The sequence below is a fragment of the Streptomyces sp. NPDC014727 genome (genome assembly GCF_043083485.1).
Classification (GTDB): domain Bacteria; phylum Actinomycetota; class Actinomycetes; order Streptomycetales; family Streptomycetaceae; genus Streptomyces.
In genome coordinates this window covers 21,778-43,298 of sequence record NZ_JBIBYR010000041.1, presented here as the reverse complement: position 1 = coordinate 43,298, position 21,521 = coordinate 21,778, and the positions used below count along the sequence as shown (strand labels likewise).

22 protein-coding genes are annotated in these 21,521 nt (G+C 68.7%); 15 read left to right on the top strand and 7 right to left on the bottom strand.

Features of this window, described 5'->3' with window-relative positions; translation table 11 throughout:
* Positions 1-248 precede the first annotated feature (248 nt).
* From ACF1B9_RS35350 to ACF1B9_RS35335, 4 genes are read left to right on the top strand one after another with little or no spacing between them, the layout of a single operon-like run.
* Entirely contained in the window at positions 249-1,670 is a 1,422-nt protein-coding gene (locus ACF1B9_RS35350; RefSeq protein ID WP_391738509.1) for an MFS transporter, read from the top strand.
* Between the two features lie 27 nt (positions 1,671-1,697).
* Positions 1,698-2,177 carry a DUF2771 domain-containing protein gene (locus ACF1B9_RS35345; protein ID WP_351081902.1) on the top strand — a complete coding sequence of 160 codons (480 nt, stop codon included), beginning with the start codon at positions 1,698-1,700 and terminating at the stop codon, positions 2,175-2,177.
* 38 nt (positions 2,178-2,215) lie between these two features.
* On the top strand, positions 2,216-2,962 hold the full coding sequence (locus ACF1B9_RS35340; RefSeq protein WP_391738508.1) for a futalosine hydrolase: 747 nt from the start codon (positions 2,216-2,218) through the stop codon (positions 2,960-2,962).
* A complete protein-coding gene (locus ACF1B9_RS35335) occupies positions 2,943-3,809 on the top strand; it encodes a 1,4-dihydroxy-6-naphthoate synthase (RefSeq protein WP_391738506.1) in 867 nt (288 codons plus the stop codon). The genes ACF1B9_RS35340 and ACF1B9_RS35335 overlap by 20 nt, the downstream gene beginning before the upstream one ends.
* A gap of 32 nt (positions 3,810-3,841) precedes the next feature.
* Here ACF1B9_RS35335 and ACF1B9_RS35330 read toward each other — a convergent pair whose 3' ends face one another.
* Positions 3,842-4,225: a cold-shock protein gene (locus ACF1B9_RS35330; RefSeq protein ID WP_351081896.1), complete on the bottom strand. Its 384-nt coding sequence runs from the start codon at positions 4,223-4,225 to the stop codon at positions 3,842-3,844.
* A gap of 220 nt (positions 4,226-4,445) precedes the next feature.
* On the opposite strand from ACF1B9_RS35330, the gene ACF1B9_RS35325 reads away from it, so the two are divergent.
* Positions 4,446-4,670 (top strand): hypothetical protein, encoded by a 225-nt coding sequence (locus ACF1B9_RS35325; RefSeq protein WP_327273755.1) that lies wholly within the window; start codon positions 4,446-4,448, stop codon positions 4,668-4,670.
* 133 nt (positions 4,671-4,803) lie between these two features.
* On the opposite strand, the gene ACF1B9_RS35320 is transcribed toward ACF1B9_RS35325, so the two are convergent.
* Positions 4,804-5,403: a cysteine hydrolase family protein gene (locus ACF1B9_RS35320; RefSeq protein WP_391738505.1), complete on the bottom strand. Its 600-nt coding sequence runs from the start codon at positions 5,401-5,403 to the stop codon at positions 4,804-4,806.
* 97 nt (positions 5,404-5,500) lie between these two features.
* A complete protein-coding gene (locus ACF1B9_RS35315; RefSeq protein WP_391738504.1) occupies positions 5,501-6,745 on the bottom strand; it encodes an MFS transporter in 1,245 nt (414 codons plus the stop codon).
* 134 nt (positions 6,746-6,879) lie between these two features.
* Here ACF1B9_RS35315 and ACF1B9_RS35310 point away from each other — a divergent pair, with 134 nt between their 5' ends.
* The 10 genes from ACF1B9_RS35310 (at position 6,880) to ACF1B9_RS35265 (ending at position 16,466) form a co-directional block, all read left to right on the top strand.
* The gene (locus ACF1B9_RS35310; RefSeq protein ID WP_391738502.1) at positions 6,880-7,815 is read left to right on the top strand and encodes a LysR family transcriptional regulator; all 936 of its coding nucleotides are present in this window, start codon (positions 6,880-6,882) and stop codon (positions 7,813-7,815) included.
* A gap of 348 nt (positions 7,816-8,163) precedes the next feature.
* The gene (locus ACF1B9_RS35305) at positions 8,164-8,577 is read left to right on the top strand and encodes a DUF6507 family protein (RefSeq protein WP_391738501.1); all 414 of its coding nucleotides are present in this window, start codon (positions 8,164-8,166) and stop codon (positions 8,575-8,577) included.
* Between the two features lie 5 nt (positions 8,578-8,582).
* Positions 8,583-10,946 (top strand): hypothetical protein, encoded by a 2,364-nt coding sequence (locus ACF1B9_RS35300; protein ID WP_391738500.1) that lies wholly within the window; start codon positions 8,583-8,585, stop codon positions 10,944-10,946.
* 9 nt (positions 10,947-10,955) lie between these two features.
* Positions 10,956-11,600, top strand: coding sequence for a hypothetical protein (locus ACF1B9_RS35295; protein ID WP_391738499.1), 645 nt, complete (start codon positions 10,956-10,958; stop codon positions 11,598-11,600).
* 236 nt (positions 11,601-11,836) lie between these two features.
* Positions 11,837-12,328, top strand: coding sequence for a hypothetical protein (locus tag ACF1B9_RS35290; RefSeq protein ID WP_391738497.1), 492 nt, complete (start codon positions 11,837-11,839; stop codon positions 12,326-12,328).
* Positions 12,325-13,746, top strand: a complete 1,422-nt coding sequence (locus ACF1B9_RS35285) for a DUF6177 family protein (RefSeq protein ID WP_391738496.1) — start codon at positions 12,325-12,327, stop codon at positions 13,744-13,746. The genes ACF1B9_RS35290 and ACF1B9_RS35285 overlap by 4 nt, the downstream gene beginning before the upstream one ends.
* Positions 13,747-13,873: 127 nt before the next feature.
* Positions 13,874-14,338 (top strand): DUF1877 family protein, encoded by a 465-nt coding sequence (locus tag ACF1B9_RS35280; RefSeq protein ID WP_391795969.1) that lies wholly within the window; start codon positions 13,874-13,876, stop codon positions 14,336-14,338.
* Between the two features lie 327 nt (positions 14,339-14,665).
* Complete coding sequence (locus tag ACF1B9_RS35275; RefSeq protein ID WP_391738493.1) at positions 14,666-15,034, top strand: toxin-antitoxin system YwqK family antitoxin; 369 nt, start codon at positions 14,666-14,668, stop codon at positions 15,032-15,034.
* 54 nt (positions 15,035-15,088) lie between these two features.
* Positions 15,089-15,484, top strand: coding sequence for a DUF6177 family protein (locus ACF1B9_RS35270; protein WP_391739300.1), 396 nt, complete (start codon positions 15,089-15,091; stop codon positions 15,482-15,484).
* A 94-nt stretch (positions 15,485-15,578) separates the two neighbouring features.
* Positions 15,579-16,466, top strand: coding sequence for an alpha/beta fold hydrolase (locus tag ACF1B9_RS35265; RefSeq protein ID WP_391738492.1), 888 nt, complete (start codon positions 15,579-15,581; stop codon positions 16,464-16,466).
* 27 nt (positions 16,467-16,493) lie between these two features.
* On the opposite strand, the gene ACF1B9_RS35260 is transcribed toward ACF1B9_RS35265, so the two are convergent.
* From ACF1B9_RS35260 to ACF1B9_RS35245, 4 genes are all read right to left on the bottom strand, one after another.
* Positions 16,494-16,898 (bottom strand): toxin-antitoxin system YwqK family antitoxin, encoded by a 405-nt coding sequence (locus ACF1B9_RS35260; protein WP_391738490.1) that lies wholly within the window; start codon positions 16,896-16,898, stop codon positions 16,494-16,496.
* Between the two features lie 155 nt (positions 16,899-17,053).
* On the bottom strand, positions 17,054-19,966 hold the full coding sequence (locus tag ACF1B9_RS35255; RefSeq protein ID WP_391738489.1) for a WD40 repeat domain-containing protein: 2,913 nt from the start codon (positions 19,964-19,966) through the stop codon (positions 17,054-17,056).
* Positions 19,967-20,213: 247 nt separating this feature from the next.
* Complete coding sequence (locus ACF1B9_RS35250; protein WP_391738487.1) at positions 20,214-21,101, bottom strand: alpha/beta fold hydrolase; 888 nt, start codon at positions 21,099-21,101, stop codon at positions 20,214-20,216.
* Positions 21,102-21,103: 2 nt separating this feature from the next.
* Positions 21,104-21,481 carry a DUF6204 family protein gene (locus ACF1B9_RS35245; protein ID WP_391738486.1) on the bottom strand — a complete coding sequence of 126 codons (378 nt, stop codon included), beginning with the start codon at positions 21,479-21,481 and terminating at the stop codon, positions 21,104-21,106.
* Positions 21,482-21,521 lie beyond the last annotated feature (40 nt).

Sequence of the window (21,521 nt, the reverse complement as noted above, 5' to 3'; positions counted from 1 at the left end):
ATTCTGCGGGATCGCCGATAGGCGCGCGGCCGAGAACAACCGCCGGTGGCGCGCTACGCACGCTACCCTCTCTGCCGCCCCCCGCCCACCTGCCCGTCCCAAACAGGCCGTATCCGGCTCCGTGGCCGGGCGAGGACCGCCCCGGAACGCCCGACGGTCACAGGGAGACTGGCCCGACAGGGCGGAGTGCGTCCGTGCCCCGCACCGGTCCCGGTTCGTCGGTGTCATGACTGGGGCACTATGACGAAGTGACTTCCGCCAGGTCGCACAAGGATTCCGGCCCGCTCCGCAGGACGGGCCGGACGATCGGTCGTGCCCTGCGGACCCCGTTCACCGGCACCGCGAGAGGAATCCGGAAGGCGACGCATGCCCATGGTGCCGGCGAATCCGGGCTCGGCAAGCTGATCGAGCTGCACGCCGTGAACGGCGCGGGCGATGTGATGATCACGATCGCGCTCGCCTCGACGGTGTTCTTCTCCGTACCGACGGACGAGGCCCGCGGCCGTGTCGCGCTCTACCTCGCCGTCACCATGGCGCCCTTCACCCTTCTCGCCCCCGTGATCGGCCCGCTCCTGGACCATCTGCCGCACGGCCGCCGGGCCGCGATGGCCGGCGCGATGCTGGCCCGCGCGGTGCTCGCGCTCACCATGGCGGGCGCGGTCGCCACCGGCGGTCTGGAGCTGTATCCGGCCGCGCTGGGCGTCCTGGTCTGCTCGAAGGCGTACGGAGTGGTGCGCAGCGCGGTCGTGCCACGGCTGCTGCCACCCCGCTTCTCCCTGGTGAAGGCGAACTCCCGGGTCACCCTGGCCGGGCTCCTGGCGACCGGTGTCGCCGCCCCGATCGGGGCGGGGCTGCAGACCGTCGGCTCCGGCTGGCCGCTGTACGGCGCGTGCGCGATCTTCGTCGGGGGAACCGTTCTCGCCTTCACGCTGCCGCACAAGGTCGACTCCGCCAAGGGCGAGCGGAAGGCCCGGCTGGTGCTGCCGCACGGCGTGACGGCCGCCCGGCCCGCGACGAAGCGGAACGGAAGGGGCGGCAGGGCGGGGCGCCGGGAGAGGAACGGGGAGAAGCGGCCCGGCCTGCGGTCCGTGGGACCGTCCGTGCTCAACGGGCTCCACGCCAACACCGCGCATCGCGCGCTGTCCGGCTTCCTGATCTTCTTCCTGGCGTTCCTGCTGCGCGAGCAGCCGCTCTCCGGGCAGAGCGCCGCCGTCTCGCTCGGCATCGTCGGCGTGGCGGCCGGTGCGGGAAACGCGGTCGGTACGGCGGTCGGCTCCTGGCTCCGGGCGCGCGGCCCCGAGGCGATCGTGGCCGCGGTGCTGGCCCTGGCCCTGGGCATCGCGGTGCTCACCGCGCTGTTCTTCAGCACCGTCATGGTCGCCGCGCTCAGCGCGACGGCGGGCTTCACCCAGGCCCTGTCGAAGCTCTCACTGGACGCGATGATCCAGCGCGACGTGCCGGAGGAGGTGCGGACATCCGCGTTCGCCCGGTCCGAGACCGTGCTCCAGATGGCGTGGGTGATCGGCGGCGGAATCGGCATCGTCCTCCCCCTCAACGGCGTACTGGGCATGGCGGTCGCCGCGGGCATCCTCGCCCTGGGTGCGGCCACGTCCGTACGGGGTCTGCTGAGCGCCGCTCGGCGCGGCTCGCCGCACCCCCGCGTGGCGTGAACCGGAGCGACCGATAGCCTTCGGCCCATGACCGTTGCGTTCTTCTCCGGTAAGGGCCGTCGAATCGGCGTCGCTCTCGGTGCCGTGTCCGCGGGACTCCTTGTCCTGTCCGCCTGCAGCAAGCCGACGCCGCTCGCGACCGTAACGGTCGGCGGCAACTCGGTGAGCACCGAGGCGGCCTGCTACAACGACGGCAAGCCCCTCAAGACGTCCGAGTACCAGAGCTGCCTGAACAAGAAGGCGGAGAAGTCCGTCGAGGTCGCGATGGACGACAAGGTCCGCTTCGGCGTCGACCCGGAGATCGCGGACAACGGCTGGACGCTGTTCATCAACGGTCAGCAGGCCGAGCAGGAGCCGTACAAGAGGACCTACCGGTCCATCCCGGGCAGCGCCTTCTTCTCCAGCCAGACCGGCGAGACCACGAACAAAACGCAGATCAGCATCGTGGAGACCAAGGGCAAGCAGCTCACGGGCGTCTGGCACTTCGAGCTGAAGAAGACTTCCTGACCCTCGCCCGCCCCTCCTGACCTCGGAGGATCCGCCCCGTGCGTGTGCTCGTCGTGACCGCTGTCCCAGAAGAACGGGACGCGGTCACGCGTGCGTTCGGGGACGGGCCGGAGGTGGCCGTGCACCATGCGCCCGGTACCGAGCTCCACCGTGTGGGCGGCCTCGGCGGCGACAGCGTCGTCGATGTCCTCGCGGGCGGCGCCGGGCCGGCCGCGGCCGCCGCTGCCACCGCCTTCGCCCTCGCCGCCGGCCACGCGTCCGGGCCGGGCTCCGCGCCGTACGACCTCGTCGTCTCGGCCGGGATCGGCGGCGGCTTCGCGCCCGTGGCGCCGGTCGGCTCGCTCGTCGTCGCGAGCGGCATCGTCGCCGCCGATCTGGGCGCGGAGACGCCCGAGGGCTTCGTGCCCGTCACCGCGCTCGGCTTCGGCCAGAACCGGCACCTCCCGCCCCGGTCGCTGGTACGGGACGTGGCCGCCGCCACCGGCGCGCTCACCGGCGAGATCCTCACCGTCTCGACCGTGACGGGCAGCGCCGAGCGCGCCGCCGCCCTGCGCGCCGCGCACCCGCGGGCCGCCGCCGAGGCCATGGAGGGCTTCGGCGTCGCCGAGGCCGCCGAACGGTCGGGCGCGGCGGTGCTGGAACTGAGGGCGGTCTCGAACGCCGTCGGCCCGCGCGACCGGGATGCCTGGCGCATCGGCGACGCGCTGGCCGCGCTCACCGGGGCGTTCGGGAAGCTCGTACCCGTACTGGAAGGTTGGACCCACCATGACCGACACGACACATGAGCCGTCGAACCCGTTGCACATCGCGTTCTCGCCGTGCCCGAACGACACCTTCGTCTTCGACGCCTGGGCGCACGGAAGGGTCCCCGGCGCGCCCGCCCTCGATGTCACCTTCGCCGACATCGACATCACCAACAAGATGGCCGAGCGCGGCGAACTGGACGTGCTCAAGGTCTCGTACGCGGTGCTGCCCTGGGTGCTGGAGGAGTACGCGCTGCTGCCGTGCGGCGGGGCGCTCGGGCGCGGCTGCGGACCGCTCGTCCTCACCAGGGACGCGGGCACGGATCTGACGGGGAGGACCGTCGCCGTGCCGAGCGAGCGCTCCACGGCCTATCTGCTGTTCCGGCTCTGGGCGGCGGAAGTGGTGCCGGGCGGGGTCGGCGAGATCGTCGTCATGCCGTTCGACGAGATCATGCCCGCCGTGCGCGACGGGAAGGTGGACGCCGGTCTCGTCATCCACGAGGCCCGTTTCACGTACCAGAACTACGGGCTGCACAACCTCGCCGACATGGGCCGGCACTGGGAGGAGACGACCCGCCTGCCGATCCCGCTCGGCGCGATCATCGCCAAGCGGTCGCTGGGCGCGGACATGCTGAAGCTGCTCGCCGAGTCCGTGCGCACCTCGGTACGGATGGCCTGGGACGACCCGGAGGCGTCACGGCCCTACGTGCGGGAGCACGCCCAGGAGATGGACCCGGCCGTGGCGGACCAGCACATCGGGCTGTACGTCAACGAGTTCACCGCCGACCTCGGCGAGGACGGCTACGCGGCGATCCGCGGACTGCTGACCCGCGCCGCGGCCGAGGGGCTGGTACCGCCCCTCGGCCCGGACGCGCTGTCGTTCGTCTGAGAGCCTGTCGGATGGCCGGGGCCGACCCGGTCCTACACGTCGAGCTGGTCGGCGACCGCGCGCAGCAGGCTGCCGATCTTCTTGCCGGCCGCCTTGTCGGGGTATCGGCCGCGCTCCAGCATCGGCGTGATGTTCTCCAGCAGGGTGGTCAGGTCCTGCACGATGGACGCGAGCTCGTCCGGCTTGCGGCGCTGTGCGGCCGCGACGGACGGGGTCGGGTCCAAAACCGCCACCGAGAGCGCCTGGTCTCCGCGCTGACCTGCCACGACACCGAATTCCACGCGCTGGCCGGGCTTGAGTGCGTCGACGCCGTCGGGAAGCACCGAGGAGTGCACGAAGACGTCGCCGCCGTCGTCGCGGGAGAGGAAGCCGAAGCCCTTCTCACTGTTGAACCATTTGACCTTGCCAGTCGGCAAAGCACGCACCCCATCTCAACCCGTATGCAACCTGTATGCCGGAACAAAGCCTCAGCAGGTCAGGCTATCCAGTGGTGGTGCTCCCCTGCTGGCAGAAGCCTCCCCAGGTGAAGTACCCCTCGTCAAGCCTGGTCATCCGGACTGTGTCCAGAAACGGTGCTTGCGCCGCGCGCGACTCGCCGCGGGGCGTTTCACCGGTGCCGGCAACTACCCTGGCGGGGTGAGCACTACTCCTTCTGGCGCTGGTGACCGGCTCGTCCGGATCGGCGCGATCGTCTTCTTCATCGGAGCGCTGGCCACTCTGGCCACGGTGGCCCCGCTGTTCCTCGGCACCCATCCGCTCCCGTCCATCGCCTGGTCGTTGTGCATGCTGATGGGCGTGGGCTTCCTGATCGCCGCGGCGGGCGTGGTGCGCTCGGTACGGGCGGGAGCGCCGAAGCGGTAGGGCCGGGGGCGCCCGGCGGACCGAATCGGCCTCGCGCCGGACGGGGCCCGGCTGCTGGACCGGGTACTGGAGTGCCCCCGGCCGCCACACCGGGCGGGCGCGGCGGCCAGTGGCATCGGCTCGGCGGTTCGAGTCAGTCGGCCCGGAGCAGGGTGTGCAGCTCGGCGGTGTCGATGATGTGGGCCCGTGCGGGGAAGACTCGATGGAGCAGGACGTTGTGGACTTCGGTGTCGGGGTCGGCGACGCCGTCGGACAGGACGTAGAGCTGGTAGTCGCGGTCGGCCGCGTCGATGACGGTGGACAGGACGACGCCGCTGGTACTGATGCCGGAGACGACCAGAGTGGTGATGCCGCGCTCGCGCAGCCGCTGGTCGAGGTCGGTGGTGGACAGGCCGCCGTGGCGGATCTTGCGCACCGTGATGTCGCCGCCCTGAGGAGCCAGGCGCTCGTGGACGGCAGCGGCAGGGTCCTCATGGTGCATGACACGGTGCCGGGCCACCGGGGCGAAGGACTTGTTGGTGGCCGGGATCGCGTCCCAGTCGGCCTCGGTGAAGCCGACGCGGACGTAGGCGATGGTGCCGCCGTTGGCGCGGACGTCGGCGATGGCCCCTTCCACGCGGCCGAGCAGGGCTTCGCGGTCCCCGCCCTCGGGCAGAAGGGCCAGCATCGCGGGCTGGTAGTCCATGACGAGAAGAGCGGTGTGCGCGGGGTCGAGTGCGGGGGCGGTGCTCATGCGAGTGTTCTCCTTGCTCGGTGGTGCCTGGTCGGCGCGGACGCGCACCGGCGGACCAGCTGCGGCGTTGCGGGCTTCGGTGGCGCGTTGCGGTGTGTCATGTGTGGCTGCCGGCGGGCTCCGGCTCGGCGAGGGGCGCCGCGGCGCGTCGGGGGAGCAACAGCGGGGTCGCCAGCAGGAGCACGCCGGCCAGGCCGATGGCCGTGCGCGGGCCGAGCAGACCGCCCAGCACGCCCCATGCGGCCGTCAGGAGCGCGGTCGAGGCCTTGGTCGTCACCGACCAGGCGGTCAGCGTGCGGGTGACCCGCTCGGTCGCGGTGCGCTCAAGGCGGTAGGTGGCGTAAACGGGGTTGAAGACCCCGCAGCAGAAGATCAGCCCGAGCTCGACGCCCATCACCAGCAGCAGTCCTCCGGTCCCCGGCCCCAGGAAGGCCAGGCCGACGGACCAGAGCGCGCGCAGCGCCCCGGCCGCGACCAGGACCCGGTGCTGCCCGAACCGGGTGACGAGCGGCCGGGCCAGCCGCGAACCGAGCAGCCCGCCGATCGCGGGTGCGGCGAAGGCGAGGCCGTACTGCCACGGTGCGAACCCGAGTCGGCCGAGCATCAGGACGGCCATCAGCGGCTGGGTGGCCATCACCAGGCCGTTGAACAACGCGGTGTTGAAGAACAGCGGACGCAGCGTCGCGTCGGCGAGGATGTACCGCCAGCCGTCGAGCAGGTCCCCGGCCCGCATGTGCGCCGTCTCCCGGCGCTCGGGCCGCGGCTCCTTGCCACCCGTCGCACGGATTCCCAGGGCCGAGAGCAGGTAGCTGACCGCGTCGGCCACCACCGTCGCCACCGGACCGAGGAGCCCGATCGCCGCGCCGCCCAGTGGGGGTCCGATGATCGTGGTCGTCCAGGTCGTGGACTCGAACCGGGCGTTGGCGACGAGCAGGTCCTCGGGTGGCAGCAGCGTCTTCAGGTACGCGCCGGAGGCGGCGCGGAAGCTGATGTCGGCCGCCGCGACGACGACCGAGACCAGCAGGAGCTGGACGAAGGTGAGCACGCCGAGCGCGACCGCGGCGGGGATCGTCAGCAGCGCCGTGAACCGCACCAGGTCCATCCCGATCAGCACCGGCCGCTTGCGGCGGAACTCCACCCACGGGCCGAGCGGCACCGCCACGGCGGCGCCCACCGCCGCCCCCGCGGAGGACAACGCCGCGACCTCCGCCGGCCCGGCGTGCAGCACCCGGATGGCGATCAGCGGGAACGCGCCGAAGGCGAGCCACGTGCCGAGCGCGCTGGTCCCGTACGCTCCCCAGAGCCACCCGAACCGCCGCCCCAACCTGTGCCCGTTTCTCATGTCCGACGTCCCCCGCTGCTCACTCGCACAACCGATCCGCGATCGGAAGCATCAAAGCGAGCACCATGACCGCGGATCAAACAACCACCGGACCGCCCGGCCACAACCGATGGTTGTGCCCATAGGGTGTCGGCATGGACCTCGACACCGTCCGGACCTTCGTCGCCGCCGCCGACGCAGGGCAGTTCCAGGAGGCCGCCGCCGAGCTGGGGGTCACCCAGCAGGCCGTCTCCAAGCGCATCGCCGCGTTGGAGCGCGACCTCGGCGTACGGCTGTTCACCCGCACCCCGCGCGGCGCCGAGCTCACCATCGACGGACAGGCGTTCCTGCCCCACGCCCAGGAGCTGCTGCGCGTCGCCGAGCGCGCGGTCGCGTCCGTGCGCACCGGCCACCGTCCGCTGCGCGTCGACGTGATCGCCTCGCGCAGTGCGCAGTCGGGCCTGATGCGCGGCTTCCACCGCGCGCACCCCGAGATCGACCTCGACGTGGTGATGCTGTTCGACATCGAGACGGCCGTCGCCGCCATCCGGTCCGGCACGATCGACGCGTCCTTCCGCGCCGTCGCCGCGCCCGGCCGGCCCCTTCCCGAGGACATCGAGTCCGTCCGGGTGCTCGACGAGCCGCTCCAGCTCCTCACCGGCCCCGCCCACGCGCTGGCGCGCGCCCGGTCGGTGCCCCTCACCCAGCTCGCCGGGCACCGGATCTGGATGCCCGGCATCGTCCCCGGTACCGAGTGGGCCGCCTACTACGACGACCTCGTCGCCGAGTTCGGCCTCACCATCGAGGCGACCGGCCCCAACTTCGGCTCCGACGCGCTCCTCGACACCATCGCCGACACCCCGGCCCTCGCCACCTTCATGAGCGAGCAGACCCGCCTCATCTGGCCCGCGGGCCACGGCCTGCGCCGCATCCCGGTGACCGACCCGACACCCCTCTACCCGCACTCGCTCCTCTGGCACCGCGACAACTCCCACCCCGCGCTGGCCACCCTCCACGCCCACCTCGCCGCCACAACCGCCCGCCACGACGCCGCCGGGACCTGGATGCCGGGCTGGGTGATTCCGCGCTGAACACCGCCGCGCCCGCGATCACCCACTTCCGCCCATCGCGCGGTCGCTGCGCGTGCTGGTGGGCGTGTGCCTCTTGTTGACCGCAAACACCACGAGCCCCACCCTGCTGCCGCCCGATCCTCGCCTCACGGAACAGCAGCAGGAACCGAAAAGGGCAGCACAAGCCGCCCATCAGGCAATGTTTCCCGATCGCCCCACACCCCGACAGCAACGCTGCATGCCCACCACAACACGCGTTTGGCTTGAAATGCGTTGCAAATGCTACGAGCACGTTGATACATATGAAGATCCTTTTGTCAGTAACATGCATGTTGCCGGACGCAGTTGACGAGATGTATCAGCCGGGGGATGCGGGGGGTTGGCGTGACGGGGTGGGATATCAGGCCGAGCGGGGTGGAGTCCGTTCTGTCGTTGGTGGGGCTGGCGGCCGAGGACCTGAGCAAGGGCGTCAGGGGTTACGGCGAGAGCGTGGAGGATGCCGCGCTGCACGCCGGGACGATCAGTGGGCCCTACTGCGGTAATGCACCCGCGGGGCCCGTGGGGGCTGCGGTGGCGAACTTCATTGCCGACACCCAGCAGCAGATCAGGTTCATGGCGGCACGGACCAAGAAGTCGATGGACGGCACGGTCAAGGCCACCACCGAGTACATCGAGGGCGACCTCGCCATGGCCGCCCAGGCCCAGCGCGACGCGGCCAAGGCGCCCACCCCCGCAGAGATCAGGGCGGTCGGGCAGAAGCCCGGCCACCGGGGCGGGGAGTAGCGGGCGTGATCGAACCGGGTCAGATACCGCAGTACACGGGTGACTTCGGTCAACTGGAGAAGGCCGCGTCCAGCCTGCGGACGCACGCGATCGGCATCCGGAACGGGGGGAAGGACGTCCACTCCCGCTTCCAGGCGACGGCGGCCTACTACCAGGCTCCCGAGGCCGACAAGCTGTTCTCCTCCACCCAGCCCGTCATGGACACGGCCGACGAGTTCGCCGGGGACATCGAGGCGCTGGCCGATGCCCTGGACACGTTCATCTTCGAGGCCAAGCCGCACGCGGACCGGCTGGAGCAGCTGAAGTCGGACGCGTTCACCTTCGTCGACAGCGTCCAGGGCGATGACGACTGGACCAAGGACCAGGACAAGGTCGAGGCGCAACAGGCGTTGGTGGACGACGTGGCAGCGGCACGCGAGGGCTTCCAGGAAGCCGAACGCAACGCCGCCAACAAGATCAACGCGATCAGTCCGGCTGTGTGCCGCCCGAAGTGGGTGGTGGACGACGGCACGCACGGCCTCGGCATGTACGGCCAGACCGCCGACGCGCTCAAGGACGTGAAGGACCTGCCGTGGGGCTTCGCCGAAGGGCGTACCTATGAGCGGTGGAGTCTGGAGTGGTGGGGCCACGGGGCCAAGAGCTGGGCGTGGGACGGCATCGTCAAGGACAGCATCTGGGGCGGCATCGACGGCCTGGGCACCCTGGCCGGCTTCCACGGAGCCGAAGAGCGCGACCAGGCCTGGGACGGGCTCAGGCGCACCGCCGTCGGCGGCTACGCCTACGGCATGGACCTCTTCGGACAGGACGAGCACCTGACCGGCTGGCAGCGCGACAGCAAGGCGTACGCGAAGGAGTTCGGCAAGCAGTTCATCGCGTACGACATGGCGGCGGAGGACCCCGCACGCGCCCATGCCGTGGTCTCCTTCAACCTGCTCACACTTGCCTCCGGCCCACTGGCCGCAGCCTCGAAGCTCGGCAAGGGCGGCACGTTCGCGAAAGCGGCCGGGACCGTGGCGAAGATCGGCGACGCCCTCGACCCCCTCGGCGGCGCCTTCAAGGCCGCCAAGGCCCTCTCGGACCTGCCCAAGGTCTCCCAGGTCCTGGCCAACGTCAGCGACCACCTCCAGATACCGAAGATCAAGTTCCCCGACGGCGCCCTCGACCTCAGCGACCGCTACCGGGTCGACAAGGACGGCAACTTCATCCCGCTCGACCGGGACGGCACACCCCACCTGGACCCGGCCAAGCACGAACCCTCGGCAGCCGAACGGGGCGTCGGCGGACGGCAGGGCGATCGCGAGCTGGTTGGCGTAGGAGGAAACGCGCCCGGAGCCGTCGCCCACGCGGGCGACGGCCTGCCGCCGCGCGGCGGTCACGCGAACTCAAGCGGCGGCCGCAGCAGCGGAGAGGGCGGAACACATCGCGGGGCGGGAAGTGATGCGCCTGGTGGAGCCGGTTCCACCGGCCGGGCGGCTGATGAAAGCACATCAGGAGCAGGCCACCACGGCCGAGGATCTGCAGAGTCAGGCACCGTCCCAGACACGCCTGGACATGGGCACGGCCCTGCCGACCCCTCTTCGGGCTCGCCTCCCCATGAGCTTCCCGACCGGCACCAGACGAACCCTGCACCTGATGATGCGGGTGGCCACGGCGAGCCAGCCATGCCGGCTGAGACACATCCGGCGCATGACGGTCCTCCCGACATCGACCCGACCAAGTACACCAAGGACGTCAACGACCTCGCGCAGACCCATACGGGGCGCATGAAGCCGGAGCAGGAGGCCGGAGTCGTCGCAGAACTGAACCGCGCCAGGATGCCCCCGCGCAGTCAACAGTCTTTGCTTGCCTCCCTACGCAAGGGGCCCTACGGAGCAGGTGCCGCAGAAATGATCTCGCGCGGGCATCTGCGGGACATGGAGGGTTACAACAAGCTGCTCGACATGTGCAAGCAGGGGCCGACTAAGAAGGAACCGGGCATGGTTCCAGCCGCCTACATGGCCATGAAGCTCGCTACCGATCTGCAGGAGCACGGAGTGGGACGCATCGGAGTGGAACTCGATACGGCAACGTTCGACCTTGATGTTTACACCCGCCATCCCGACGGAGCGATCGACTACGGATATCAACTCAAAGACGTCAACAACATTAGCGGCATCAACTCCGCAGTAAAGAAGGCAGCAAAGCAATTGACTCACGACGGCATCAGCCATCGAGTGATCTTGCTGGACATCCACCAGTCGATGACAGATCTCACGCAACGCATGTTCGATGAGGCATCGTTCCAGGCGCGGAGAATGAACGGGGCAGTCCATCTGCGCTTCGCCGATGGGTCAATAATTGTTCCGCCGAACAGATCCACATTCCCGTAAGGAAAGACCATGACAACATTGATGCGTGCGCCGCGGGAATGCGGTTCCTGGTACTGGGACCTCTACGAAACCGCCGCACCGGGGCTGGAGTCGGCCCTCTCGGTCGCGGCACGGATGTGTGACGTACTTGCCCGACTCGAACTCCTCGCTCCCATCGAGCTCAAGTACAGCTGGTACGTCCTGGACGCCGGACCGACCGGCGTCACAAGCACTCTCGAGCTCACCGGGCCACTGGGGGATCCGAGCGTCCCGGGGCGGGTGCGGGGCAGCCGCCCCTCCGCACACCCCTCCGCCGACATCGCGGACATCGATGTGATCGGCAAGGGAACGTGGATCGACATGGCCGGGCAACCCCGAGAAGAGCCACAGCTGGTTGACCTGTCCCTCTCCACCGCACCCACCGGACTCTCGGCCGAGCTGTCGGTGCACCACGACATCTGGGCTTGGTACGACTTCGCGGGTCACCCGCACCCCGAGGTCTACCGGAACAACGCTCCACGGCTCACGGCTGCCCTGAATGAACTCGGCACCCTGCTCGGCGCACCTCCCGAGCCCGGCGCGCCGACGTACTTCGGAGCAGCCACACCCGAAGGGCTCGCAACGCCGGACGCGTACGAGGACGGCCTGGGACCCGACCTGACCGGCAGACTCTGACGAGAAAACACCCGTCAGAAGATTGGCGGCCTCGAAAAGTCACTATCGATCGGATGGGCGGGCTCGAACCCCGTTCACTGAGAACGCCCATCCGATTCCCCTGAAGGTGAAGCAATCGTCGCACGACCCGACGATTCGACGTTCTCGCTCCACAATTATCTCGTTCAGGCTCGCATCGTATTTTTTGAGTACGGTCCGCCCTCAAGTGAGTGTCAGTCGAACGAAAGGCGTCGGAAATGGCGAGGACAGGTGCCCCGATATCAGATCTCAAGCGATGGTCCGAAGAGGGACGCCAGACGGTCATCGATATCGCCGACATGCTGGGAGTTCCTCCAATCACGTACACCAGGGATCCGCTGAGTCTGATTCCAGCCCTGCAGAATTACGTGTCACGTCTCCCTCTCGACCAGTTCGACCAATCAGACTGGGCGACACTGCACAGTGATTTGATGTCATATGTGTCAGATTTCCTGATCCAAAAGCACGGCGCCCGCTGGGCAGTAGTCGATGACTCAACTACAGCTCGCGGCTATCGCTATGTCATCGAAGCGGAAGATCGCGATGGGGAGAATCGCAAAATCGACCCTGCAGATGTCGTGATGGCCGAGTTCGAAAATCTTCCCATCGAGGTCACGAGAATGCTCGCCAGCGCAGAACTCACGCTGCGTTTGGCATCTCAAGCCAGCGAAGAAGATGACACATTCCGGCACTTCAGGAGCAGCACATGACCCAGGACGTCATAGCCCTCACCCCGCAGATGCCGGATACGAAGACGCTGCTGGCCGGGCTCCACGCCGGTGGCCCCGATCTGCTCGTGAACCGGGCGGGCGGTGGGTCCGTCGTTCAGTTGTGTACCGCTGCCGGGCAGGCGTTGGTGTCGGTCGAAGCGCCCCGGTACCTCCAAGTGCCAGGTGAAGTGGCCAGGTTGCTCGGGCCGGACGTGGACGCGGAGTCGCCGGTGTGGTGGACCGAGGCGCGGGCCACCACCGCTGTGGAGGAGGCAGGGCGGCTGGCCGGGTCCGTCGCCGGTCGCCTGACCGCCGTGCACGGTGGCGCCGTCTGGCCACGCGAGGCCGGTCATACCGACGTCGTTGCCGACCTCGCCGACGCCACCACAACGGCAGCACCCATGGGTGTCGACATACTCACCGACACGGCCGCCGTCGTCATCCAGGGCCGCCCCGTCGTCGCTGCCACGACCTGGCTGACCGACGTGGTGCGCAACACGGTCCGGACCGGGCGCGAGCTACAGATCCTCACCCCGCCCGGCACCCGGCTCACGCTCCCCGCCCGCACGCTGCTGGACGGTCTGCCCTCCCGCTGGGTCGTCCGCGACCCCGGGTGCGGCTACTACGACGGGCTCTCCGGAGCCGTGCTCGACTGGCACGGCGGCCGATTCGTCCCAGTCGCCGACGACGGCCCCCGGATCGCGGACGCCTTCCGGCCCCGTCCTGGCAGCGAGGGAGAACAGCAACTGCTCCTCTCCATCCGCACGATCCACCCGGCCGACGAGCGGCTCATCCTGGGCGGCGCCCTGGAGCAGGCATGGCGCACGCTCACCGGCGCCCCGCCCGCCGGCTGGGCCACCGCCGAACCCGTCAACGTTCCCTGGTCACCCAGGCAGTTGACCGACCTGGCACGCACCCGCGCCCTAAGGTCCCTGCCCACCTGGATCGTCGCCGTCGGCACCCCCGACCGCCCGGCGATCGCCACCGCGCGCACAGTCCGCACCCACGCCGGAGTCGAGGAGCACATCACTCTGGCCATCGGCTGCGGCGCGGACCAGAGCACTCCGGTGGACACCGTGCCCGACCTGGCCGAGTCCCTGGCCACCGATCACAACCTCGCCACGATGATCAGCCAACTACGCACCGCACGCGCGGATCTGACCACCCCCGCCCACTACGAGCCACCCCCGGTACCTGTCGGCCTCACCCTCGGCCCCGACGCTGTGGCCGACCGCGGCCTCGACCAGGAGCACAGGGTCTTCGACGGCATCACGCCTGCCCGGCTCGGCCCGGCCGCCCGGCCCGCCCTGCACTATGCGCTCGGCGACGGAACCGATCCCGCTGCCTGGCAGCGCCTCCAGCGGATCAACGACCACCTGAACGGCGCCCGGCAGCACGGACACCACGACGGTGAGTGACGCAACGCCTCCAAGACAAAGGACCTGACGGTGGGCTTCTGGATGGGAATCACTCGGCACGACTACGCGGAAATTCTGCAACTGCTTGACCACCCGGAAGGGCCGGACGCGGGCAGGGAGCGTATTCGTGACGAGTGGAACTCCGACGACGACTACCACCGGCCCGGATCCGCTGCGCACTGTGGAGTCGACGTGCATCACACGTACCTGGGATGCGATCCATGTGCTGCTGACCGGTTGCGAGAACGTCGACACGGTCGACTTCGCTCCCCCGATCGGTGAACCTCCCACCTCTGACGTCATCATGGGTGGCCTCATCATCGGGCGCCGCGGTGGCCACCGCCGGAGGACGAACAATCTCCTGCTGCTGACGCCGGATGAGGTTCGGGCCGTCGACCGATTCCTCCAGGACCTTGACCTGGATGCGGTGATTCGAGAACGCCGTGATCTGCTGGATGACGTGTACGTGTACTCCTTTTACTCGACCATCCAGAGCGAAGTCGGCAGCCTCGCAAGCGACTTCGCGATCTTGCGCGGCTTCTACGCCCGCGCAGCTGAGGCCGGACACGCCGTGATCAAGGACATCTCGTGACTCAGGACGGGTTGACCGGGTCCTCGTCGTCGAGTCCTGCGAAGTGGTCGAACTCGTCGGCCACGACGCCCTTGGTGAAGGCGTCCCATTCCGTCGTGGCCGTCGTCACGATGTCCTCGGGGCCGCTGGTCTCCCGGAGATAGACCAGGCCGTCCGGGCCGAAGGCGATCTCGATCCAGGGGCCGGGCCCTCCTCGCCCTCGGAGCGGCGCGGATCCAGGTGAGGTCGGCGGGGATGTCAGCCATGGAAGCGGTTCTCCTTGACGACGCGTACGACACCTAACGGTCGATTTACGGGCTATCCGCCGAGCGACGAGAATTGGATTCCATGATGAACCAGGTGCATCGCATCGACATCGATGACCCTGATGCCGATATGAACATGGGTCATCGCATGCTCTATCGGGGCGAGTTTTTCACAGGAGAGGTCGCAGAATATCAGAACAGACAAATAGTTTGCCTTGATACCTACGTCGACGGAATCAAGAACGGATTGTCTCAGATGTGGCATCCGGATGGCTCCTTGAGGTTGCAGGGCACTGTCATCAATGGCGTCGCATCAGGAGAGTTCCTGGAATGGCACCCCAATGGCACTCTGAAGTCTCGAAAGTTTTTCGATAGCGATATCTATTCGCTCCGAGAAGAGACCACTTGGGACGAGAAAGGCAATGTTGTTCGCGACTGGCATCGCGAATAGGCGCCGTGCGGGCACCTCTCCGACTCCTCAAGAAAAGTGTGACCGGCGGGGTACCTGCGGCACCTGGAGCTGGGCACTCTGGCCATCGGCCATGGCGCGGACCAGAGCATCCCGGTGGACGGCCTGCCCGAGCTCGCCGAGTCCCTGGCGACCGGGCACAACCTCGCCACGATGGTCACCCAACTACGCACCGCACGCGCAGATCTGACCACCCCGGCCCACTACGAGCCACCGCCCGTACCCCTCAGCCTCACCCTGGGGGCCGACGCCGTCGCCGACCGCGGCCTCGACAACACACACAGGGTCTTCGACGGCATCACACGCACCCGGCTCGGCCCGGCCACCCGGCCCGCCCTGCACTACACGCTCGGCGACGGCACCGACCCCGCTGCCTGGCAGCGCCTCCAGCGGATCAACGACCACCTGAACGACGTCCGGCAGGAGGAGTGAGCAGGGTTGCGGCAGCCTGTGTGGAGGACGTGACGGTCGAACGCCACCGGTAGTCCGGGTGTACTCCGACAGCGGCTGCTGGGAAACTCCAAGCATGCCGATTGTTGAAGTCTCGCCCGGAGTGTCCATCGCGTACGAAACCTTCGGTGACCCTTCTGACGTACCTGTCCTGCTCGTGGTGGGTTTCAGCGCCCAGATGATCGCCTGGCACGAGGACTTCTGCCGCGCACTCGCCCATCGTGGCCGCTACGTGATCCGGTACGACAACCGCGACTGCGGGCTGTCCACCAAGTTCGATGGCCATCCCGTCGATACGGGCCGGCTCATCGCCGCTGTGAGCTCGGGAGACATTCCGTCCGCCCTCGCGATGGTTCCCTACACGCTTCAGGACATGGCCGACGACGGCCTCGGTCTGCTCACGGCGCTCGGAATCGAACGAGCTCACGTGGTCGGATCCTCGATGGGCGGAATGCTCGCCCAGACGATGGCCATCAGCCGGCCGACGCGGGTGCTGACCCTGACGTCGATGATGTCCTCGACCGGCGAACCCGAATACGGCCGGTCCGGTCCCGAAGCCCAGGCGGTGGTCTCCAGTCCGAAGCCGGCGGACCGCGAGGGATACATCGCGGCGGCGGAGAGAGATCTGGTGTGGGCCTCCAAGCGCTATGGCGACCCCACGGCCCTTCGTGAGCTGGCTGCCGACAGTTACGACCGCGCGTACTACCCGGCCGGAGTCGGACGGCAACTCGGAGCGGTGATCCTCAGCGGTTCACGCGCACATGCGCTCCGGGAGCTTCGGGTCCCGACCTTGGTGATCCATGGCCTGGACGACACACTGGTCGACCCCAGCGGTGGGGAACGCACCGCAGAACTCGTGCCCGGAGCGAAGCTCTTGTTGATCCCCGATATGGGTCACGACCGCCCCCGCCAGCTCTGGCCCGAGATCATCGACGCCATCGAGGCGCACACCGGCCGCGAATGAACAACTACAGCCGCAGCCCCGCCACGGTCACGACGCTCCGCCGTAGAGCGCCCGGAAGTGCAGCAGCGCCTGATGGTCCGAGTCGGATTCCGTAAGCGTGTAGTCGTCCTCAAGGACACCGTTCTCAGCCCACTGCTTCGCCCACAACGCAATGCCGTACTCGTACTCGCCGTCCTCCGCGAGCTGCCCGTTCCTGTGCCACTCCCGAGCCCGCCCGTGCAGCATCCCCTGCGCGAAGGTCGAGTCCACCATGGGCTGCCCCGACGGATGCCACTCCTTCGTCGGCCCCCACCGCAGACCCTCCCGGTAGGTCGCCTCGGACCTGAGGGCGCCCTCCTTCTCCGTGAAGGCGACCCCGGTGAAGGGCACGCCGTCCAGGTAGTGGAGGCCGTCGTCTTCGTAATCGACTCGGTCTGCCGGGACTCGGTCCATGAAGGCTTCCTAGCTGTCCTGCCGTCTGGTTCGACGGGCGTGTCCTGTCGGCTGCCGGTCCGCAAGTACCGTCTGCCGCCGCTGACTTGTGATATCCGGTCCGGTCCGATTCTGCCAAAGCGGCGGCCCGTGACAGGTGGGGGTGTGCGTGGGCGTCAGCGGGGGGACAGGACGGCGGCCTCGGCGCCGAAACCGGCCACCAGTCGTCCATCCGGCGCCACCGTCGCGGCGTGCACCGGCGAGGGGAACACCAGCGGCGGGCCGATCTGCCGGCCGGCAGCCAGGTCCCATACCCGCACCGTGGCATCGGCGCTGCCGGTGACGGCGACCGGCCGCCCGTCGAGCACTCCTGTCGCCACCGCCAGCACCCCGCGGGTGTGGCCGGCCAAGGGCTCACCGACCTGCCGGCCGGAAGCCAGGTCCCACACCCGCACCGTGGCGTCGACGCTGCCGGTGACGGCGACCGGCCGCCCGTCCAGCACTGCTGTCGCCACCGCATTCACCGCGCGGGGGTGGCCGGTGAACTGCTCGCCGATGGGCTGCCCGGTGGCCAGGTCCCATGTGCGGCCCGTCTTGCCGGCACAGATGACCACCACCGGGCGACCGTCCAGGACAGCCACCGCGAGCTGGCCGGCGGCCAGGGGCTCGCCCATGGGTTGCCCGGTGGCCGGATCGTAGACACGCACTGAACTGTCACAGCCGGCAAGGACGACCGGCCGGCCGTCCAGTACGGCAGTGATCAACTGATTCACGAAGCCGTCCCCGGTGACGATGGGACGGCCGACGGGCTCCCAGGTCTCCAGGCTCTGCACCCGGAGTACACCGTCGAAATCGGCGGTGACGACTACAGGCCGCCCGTTCAACACGGTGGTCGCCTGTGCGACAGGAGTGTTGCTGACGGAGCAGGGCCGGCCCACTGGTTCTCCGGTGACCACGTCCGTCAGGCGCATCGCCTCCTCGTCCTGCTCGCCGCAGGTGAGTACCACCGCGCGGCCGTCCAGCATTGTCGTCACGGGGTCTACGAGGGCACTGATGCGACGGGCCGACGGGGCTTTGACGCCGGGTGCGACGGCCAGGTCCCATACGCGTGCGAGTGTGTCGTCGCCGGAGCCGGTGACGGCGGTCGGCCGACCGTCGACGATCGATGCTGCCAACGTGTACAACGCGGATCGGTGGGTGATGAGCGGCGTGCCGATCTGTGTTGCGGTGGCCAGGTCCCATATGCGGACCGTGCCGTCGTTGCTGCCGGTGACCGCGCCGGGGCGCCCGGCCACGTCGATCGTGGCGATCACGGTCACCTCTCGGGTGTGACCGGTGAGGGGACGGCCGACGAGCTGACGGGTGGCCAGGTCCCACACCCGGACCGTCTTGTACTCGCTGGTGACGGCGACCGGCCGCCCGCCGAGCACGGTTGTGGCAACAGCTGATGGGCCGGACGAACAGCGGTCCGTGTGGAGAACACCCACTTGTTCTCCGGATACCAGGTCCCACACCACTGCCGGGCTTCCATGCCTGCCGGTTGCGGTGATGGCCACGGGCCTCCCGTCCAGCACGGCCATCGCCACCGACACCACCTCACCCTCCAGGCCGTCGAAGGGAGCGCACCGCGGTTGCCCGGTGTTCGCGTCCCACGCTCGCGCGGTCCTGTCGGCGCCGCCCGTGACCACGACAGGGCGGCCGTCCACCGCCATCGCCGCAACCGCCCGCACCCCGTGGGTATGACCGGTGAGGAACTGGTTGATCTGCTCATGCGTGGTCAGGTCCCATACCCGCACCACCCCCTCACCGTCGCCCGTGACCGCGATGGGGCGGCCTTCGACGACCACCGCCGCCACCGCACGGACCGGGCCGGCGTGGCCGGTGAGCGGGTCGCCGAGTTGCCGGCCGGTGGCGACGTCCCACACCCGCGCATCACTGCTGCTGGTGACGGCGAGGGTACGACCGTCCACCACTACCGTCGCCGCCGCCAGAACCGCACCTGTGTGGCCGGTGAAAGGGTGACGGAACCGTGAATCGACCTGATGGCCGACAGCCCAGTCGACACGCCATCCGCCGGCCGGTTCGTCCGGCACGGGAACCGCGGAAATCTGCGCGGACAGGTTCCGGTCCCCGTAACGAGCCGCGTCCAGGGCCAGCAACTGCCGACGCGTCGCCGGGCCCGCATCATGATGCAGGTGCGCCGAGGCCCGGTACACAGCCGAAACCAATCGCGCCCGCGAACTCATCGACCGGTCCAACAGCGCCATGACCCGTGCCGGATCCGCCATCACCAGGAATCGCGGATCGCTCAGCCGGTCATCCGCATCGAGAGCGCTTGAGTGCGGGCCACTGTCATCACGTCGATGTCCGGGGAAGGTCCCCGTCCACGGCTGTCCCGAGGCCGCCTCCGCCTCCACCGGGCCGTCCTGCGGATACCCGGTCGTCTCCACCCGCTCGCCCAGCCGCTCCAGAGTCACAGCAGGGTTCAGCGCCGAGACCACCTCGGGTGTGAGCGGCCGCAGCGCATAGCAGTGATGCACGGCCGAAAGATCCACCGGGCGCCCGTAGTAACTCTCGGCCCAGTTCTGGTACTCCTGGGGAGTTCCGTCGACCAGGAGCTGGAAGAGCCAGTCGGCCCCGTCCGCATCGTGCAAGCCACCGGGGAACTCGACGCTTCCCACGTGCCAGGGCTCGTCGTCGGTCTCCCGCCACAGGCAAGCGGTCACCCGGGCCCAACCGTCCTCATCGAATGCGAGTTGCCGGACGTAGGGCTGGAACGCCCCCGGGACCGAGTCGAGCACCCCCGGCCACGGGCTGCCGTCCACGCGATCGTACGGGCTCATCGGCGACTCGTGGTCAAACCCTTGGAGGTACGCCCCGGCCTCGGAGAACACGATGCAGTACGTGTCTCCTGCTCCGTTGTCCATCGAGGCCAGCCCCTGGGTCCCCTGCCAGCGGGCATCGAAGCGGTGCCGCGGCTCGCCGGCCGGGTCCGGGTCGAGGATCGCGTCGAGCATGGCGATCGATCGGCAGAGGTTCCGAAGGGTGGGAATGTCCGGCAGCCGGCGTGCGACGTCATGAGCACTCATGCGCCGACCCAATCACAGCCCTCCGACAACGCACCGGGCTGCACGGCGGGGCGTTCGAGCCGAAGCGCGGCACCCTGATCGCCACCCGGGTGCCCGGCGTTGCCGTGGAGGAGGTGGACGTGGGTCACGTGAGGACCAGGGACCGAGCGGCGGAAGGCGTCGCCCTACGCCGGTAATCGTTGGGCACTACGGACCGAGCCCACCGCCTCCGGTCTCGCGGCGTGCTGCTTCGCTGAACGCGTCTTGCTCACGTGCACGCCGTGTGAGCAGCCACGGCGTCGATGATCGCGGGCCAGAGCTCTCGTGGTCGGTCGTGGCCCATGTCGGCGAGCAGGACCAGTTCCGCGCCGGGCACGAGTTCGGCTGTTCGCTTCCCTCCGCTCGGGTCGATGAGGGTGTCGTCGAGGCCGTGGATCACGAGGGTCGGGACGGTGAGGGAGGTAAGTGCTTCGGCGCGCGACCCTGCGAGGATCATCGCTCCGAGCTGACGACCTGTGCCCGCCGGGTAGTACGCGCGGTCGTAGCTACGGGCGGCGAGTTCTCGGATGCCGTCGATATCGGTGTAACGCCGGGACGCCCAGATGGCTTCTCTCTCGGATGCGTTGATGTATCCGGCACGGTCTGCGGGCTTGGGGCCGAACAGCACCTGCTGGGCTGCGGGACTGGGTCGTCCGTATTCGGACTCGCCGGTGGAGGACATCATCGAGGTCAGGGTGAAGCACCTCTCAGGGTGGGAGATCGCCATGGTCTGAGCGATCATCCCGCCCATCGACGAGCCGAAAACGTGGGCGCGAGTGATTCCCAAGGCGGTGAGCAGGCCCAGGCCGTCGTCGGCCATGTCCTGCAGCGTGTAGGGGATCATCGCTTGAGCAGCGGGGACGTTGCCGGCGCTCACGACCTCTATGAACCGCGTCATGTCGACCGGATGGGCGTCGAACCTGGTGGACAGGCCGCAGTCGCGGTTGTCGTAGCGGATCACGTAGCGCCCTCGCGCGGCGAGCATGTGGCAGAAATCCTCATGCCAGGAGATCATCTGGGCTCCGAAGCCCATGACCAGCAGGACGGGCGGATCGGCAGCGTCACCGAAGGTGTCGTAGGCGATGGAAGCCCCGGAAGGGACGTCGGCGATAGGCATGGTTACTCCTCCTGAACGTGGCGTCGGTCGCGTCGCCCTTGCGGCTGGGGGTGTTTGATCTTTACGTCGTCCAAGCAGGTCGTGGTGGTTCTCAGGTGCTTGAACGGGATCTTTTCGGATGTCAGATAGTCGATTGCCATGACCTCGGCCTCCACTGCGGCGAGGTCGTCGGCCTCGACAGCGGTGTCCGCGTCGACTCCGATGCGACAGCGGAACGTGAATCTGGTCAGGGTCGGGGTGTACGTGAAGGTTCCGCCCTCGGTGAAGGCGGCGAACTGCAGGTCATGTTCGCGCTGCTCGGCGAGCAGCCGTGTGCGGAGCGGCTGTTCGAGCCCATCGAACCGGCCTGTCACCTGAGCTCTGTATGTCCTCACCGTCATGTATGCCTTACCTTCGTGAGTCGCTGTGTGGCTGCTTTGT

What these genes read in the sequence shown, in the direction of transcription:
- ACF1B9_RS35320 (WP_391738505.1), bottom strand. Translation starts at nt 5,403, where the DNA reads ATGAGCACCGCCCCCGCACTCGACCCCGCGCACACCGCTCTTCTCGTC.
- ACF1B9_RS35315 (WP_391738504.1), bottom strand. Translation starts at nt 6,745, where the DNA reads ATGAGAAACGGGCACAGGTTGGGGCGGCGGTTCGGGTGGCTCTGGGGA.
- ACF1B9_RS35305 (WP_391738501.1), top strand. Translation starts at nt 8,164, where the DNA reads ATGCGGGGGGTTGGCGTGACGGGGTGGGATATCAGGCCGAGCGGGGTG.
- ACF1B9_RS35250 (WP_391738487.1), bottom strand. Translation starts at nt 21,101, where the DNA reads ATGCCTATCGCCGACGTCCCTTCCGGGGCTTCCATCGCCTACGACACC.
- ACF1B9_RS35295 (WP_391738499.1), top strand. Translation starts at nt 10,956, where the DNA reads ATGACAACATTGATGCGTGCGCCGCGGGAATGCGGTTCCTGGTACTGG.
- ACF1B9_RS35345 (WP_351081902.1), top strand. Translation starts at nt 1,698, where the DNA reads ATGACCGTTGCGTTCTTCTCCGGTAAGGGCCGTCGAATCGGCGTCGCT.
- ACF1B9_RS35255 (WP_391738489.1), bottom strand. Translation starts at nt 19,966, where the DNA reads ATGAGTGCTCATGACGTCGCACGCCGGCTGCCGGACATTCCCACCCTT.
- ACF1B9_RS35245 (WP_391738486.1), bottom strand. Translation starts at nt 21,481, where the DNA reads ATGACGGTGAGGACATACAGAGCTCAGGTGACAGGCCGGTTCGATGGG.
- ACF1B9_RS35335 (WP_391738506.1), top strand. Translation starts at nt 2,943, where the DNA reads ATGACCGACACGACACATGAGCCGTCGAACCCGTTGCACATCGCGTTC.
- ACF1B9_RS35265 (WP_391738492.1), top strand. Translation starts at nt 15,579, where the DNA reads ATGCCGATTGTTGAAGTCTCGCCCGGAGTGTCCATCGCGTACGAAACC.
- ACF1B9_RS35260 (WP_391738490.1), bottom strand. Translation starts at nt 16,898, where the DNA reads ATGGACCGAGTCCCGGCAGACCGAGTCGATTACGAAGACGACGGCCTC.
- ACF1B9_RS35275 (WP_391738493.1), top strand. Translation starts at nt 14,666, where the DNA reads ATGATGAACCAGGTGCATCGCATCGACATCGATGACCCTGATGCCGAT.
- ACF1B9_RS35285 (WP_391738496.1), top strand. Translation starts at nt 12,325, where the DNA reads ATGACCCAGGACGTCATAGCCCTCACCCCGCAGATGCCGGATACGAAG.
- ACF1B9_RS35290 (WP_391738497.1), top strand. Translation starts at nt 11,837, where the DNA reads ATGGCGAGGACAGGTGCCCCGATATCAGATCTCAAGCGATGGTCCGAA.
- ACF1B9_RS35310 (WP_391738502.1), top strand. Translation starts at nt 6,880, where the DNA reads ATGGACCTCGACACCGTCCGGACCTTCGTCGCCGCCGCCGACGCAGGG.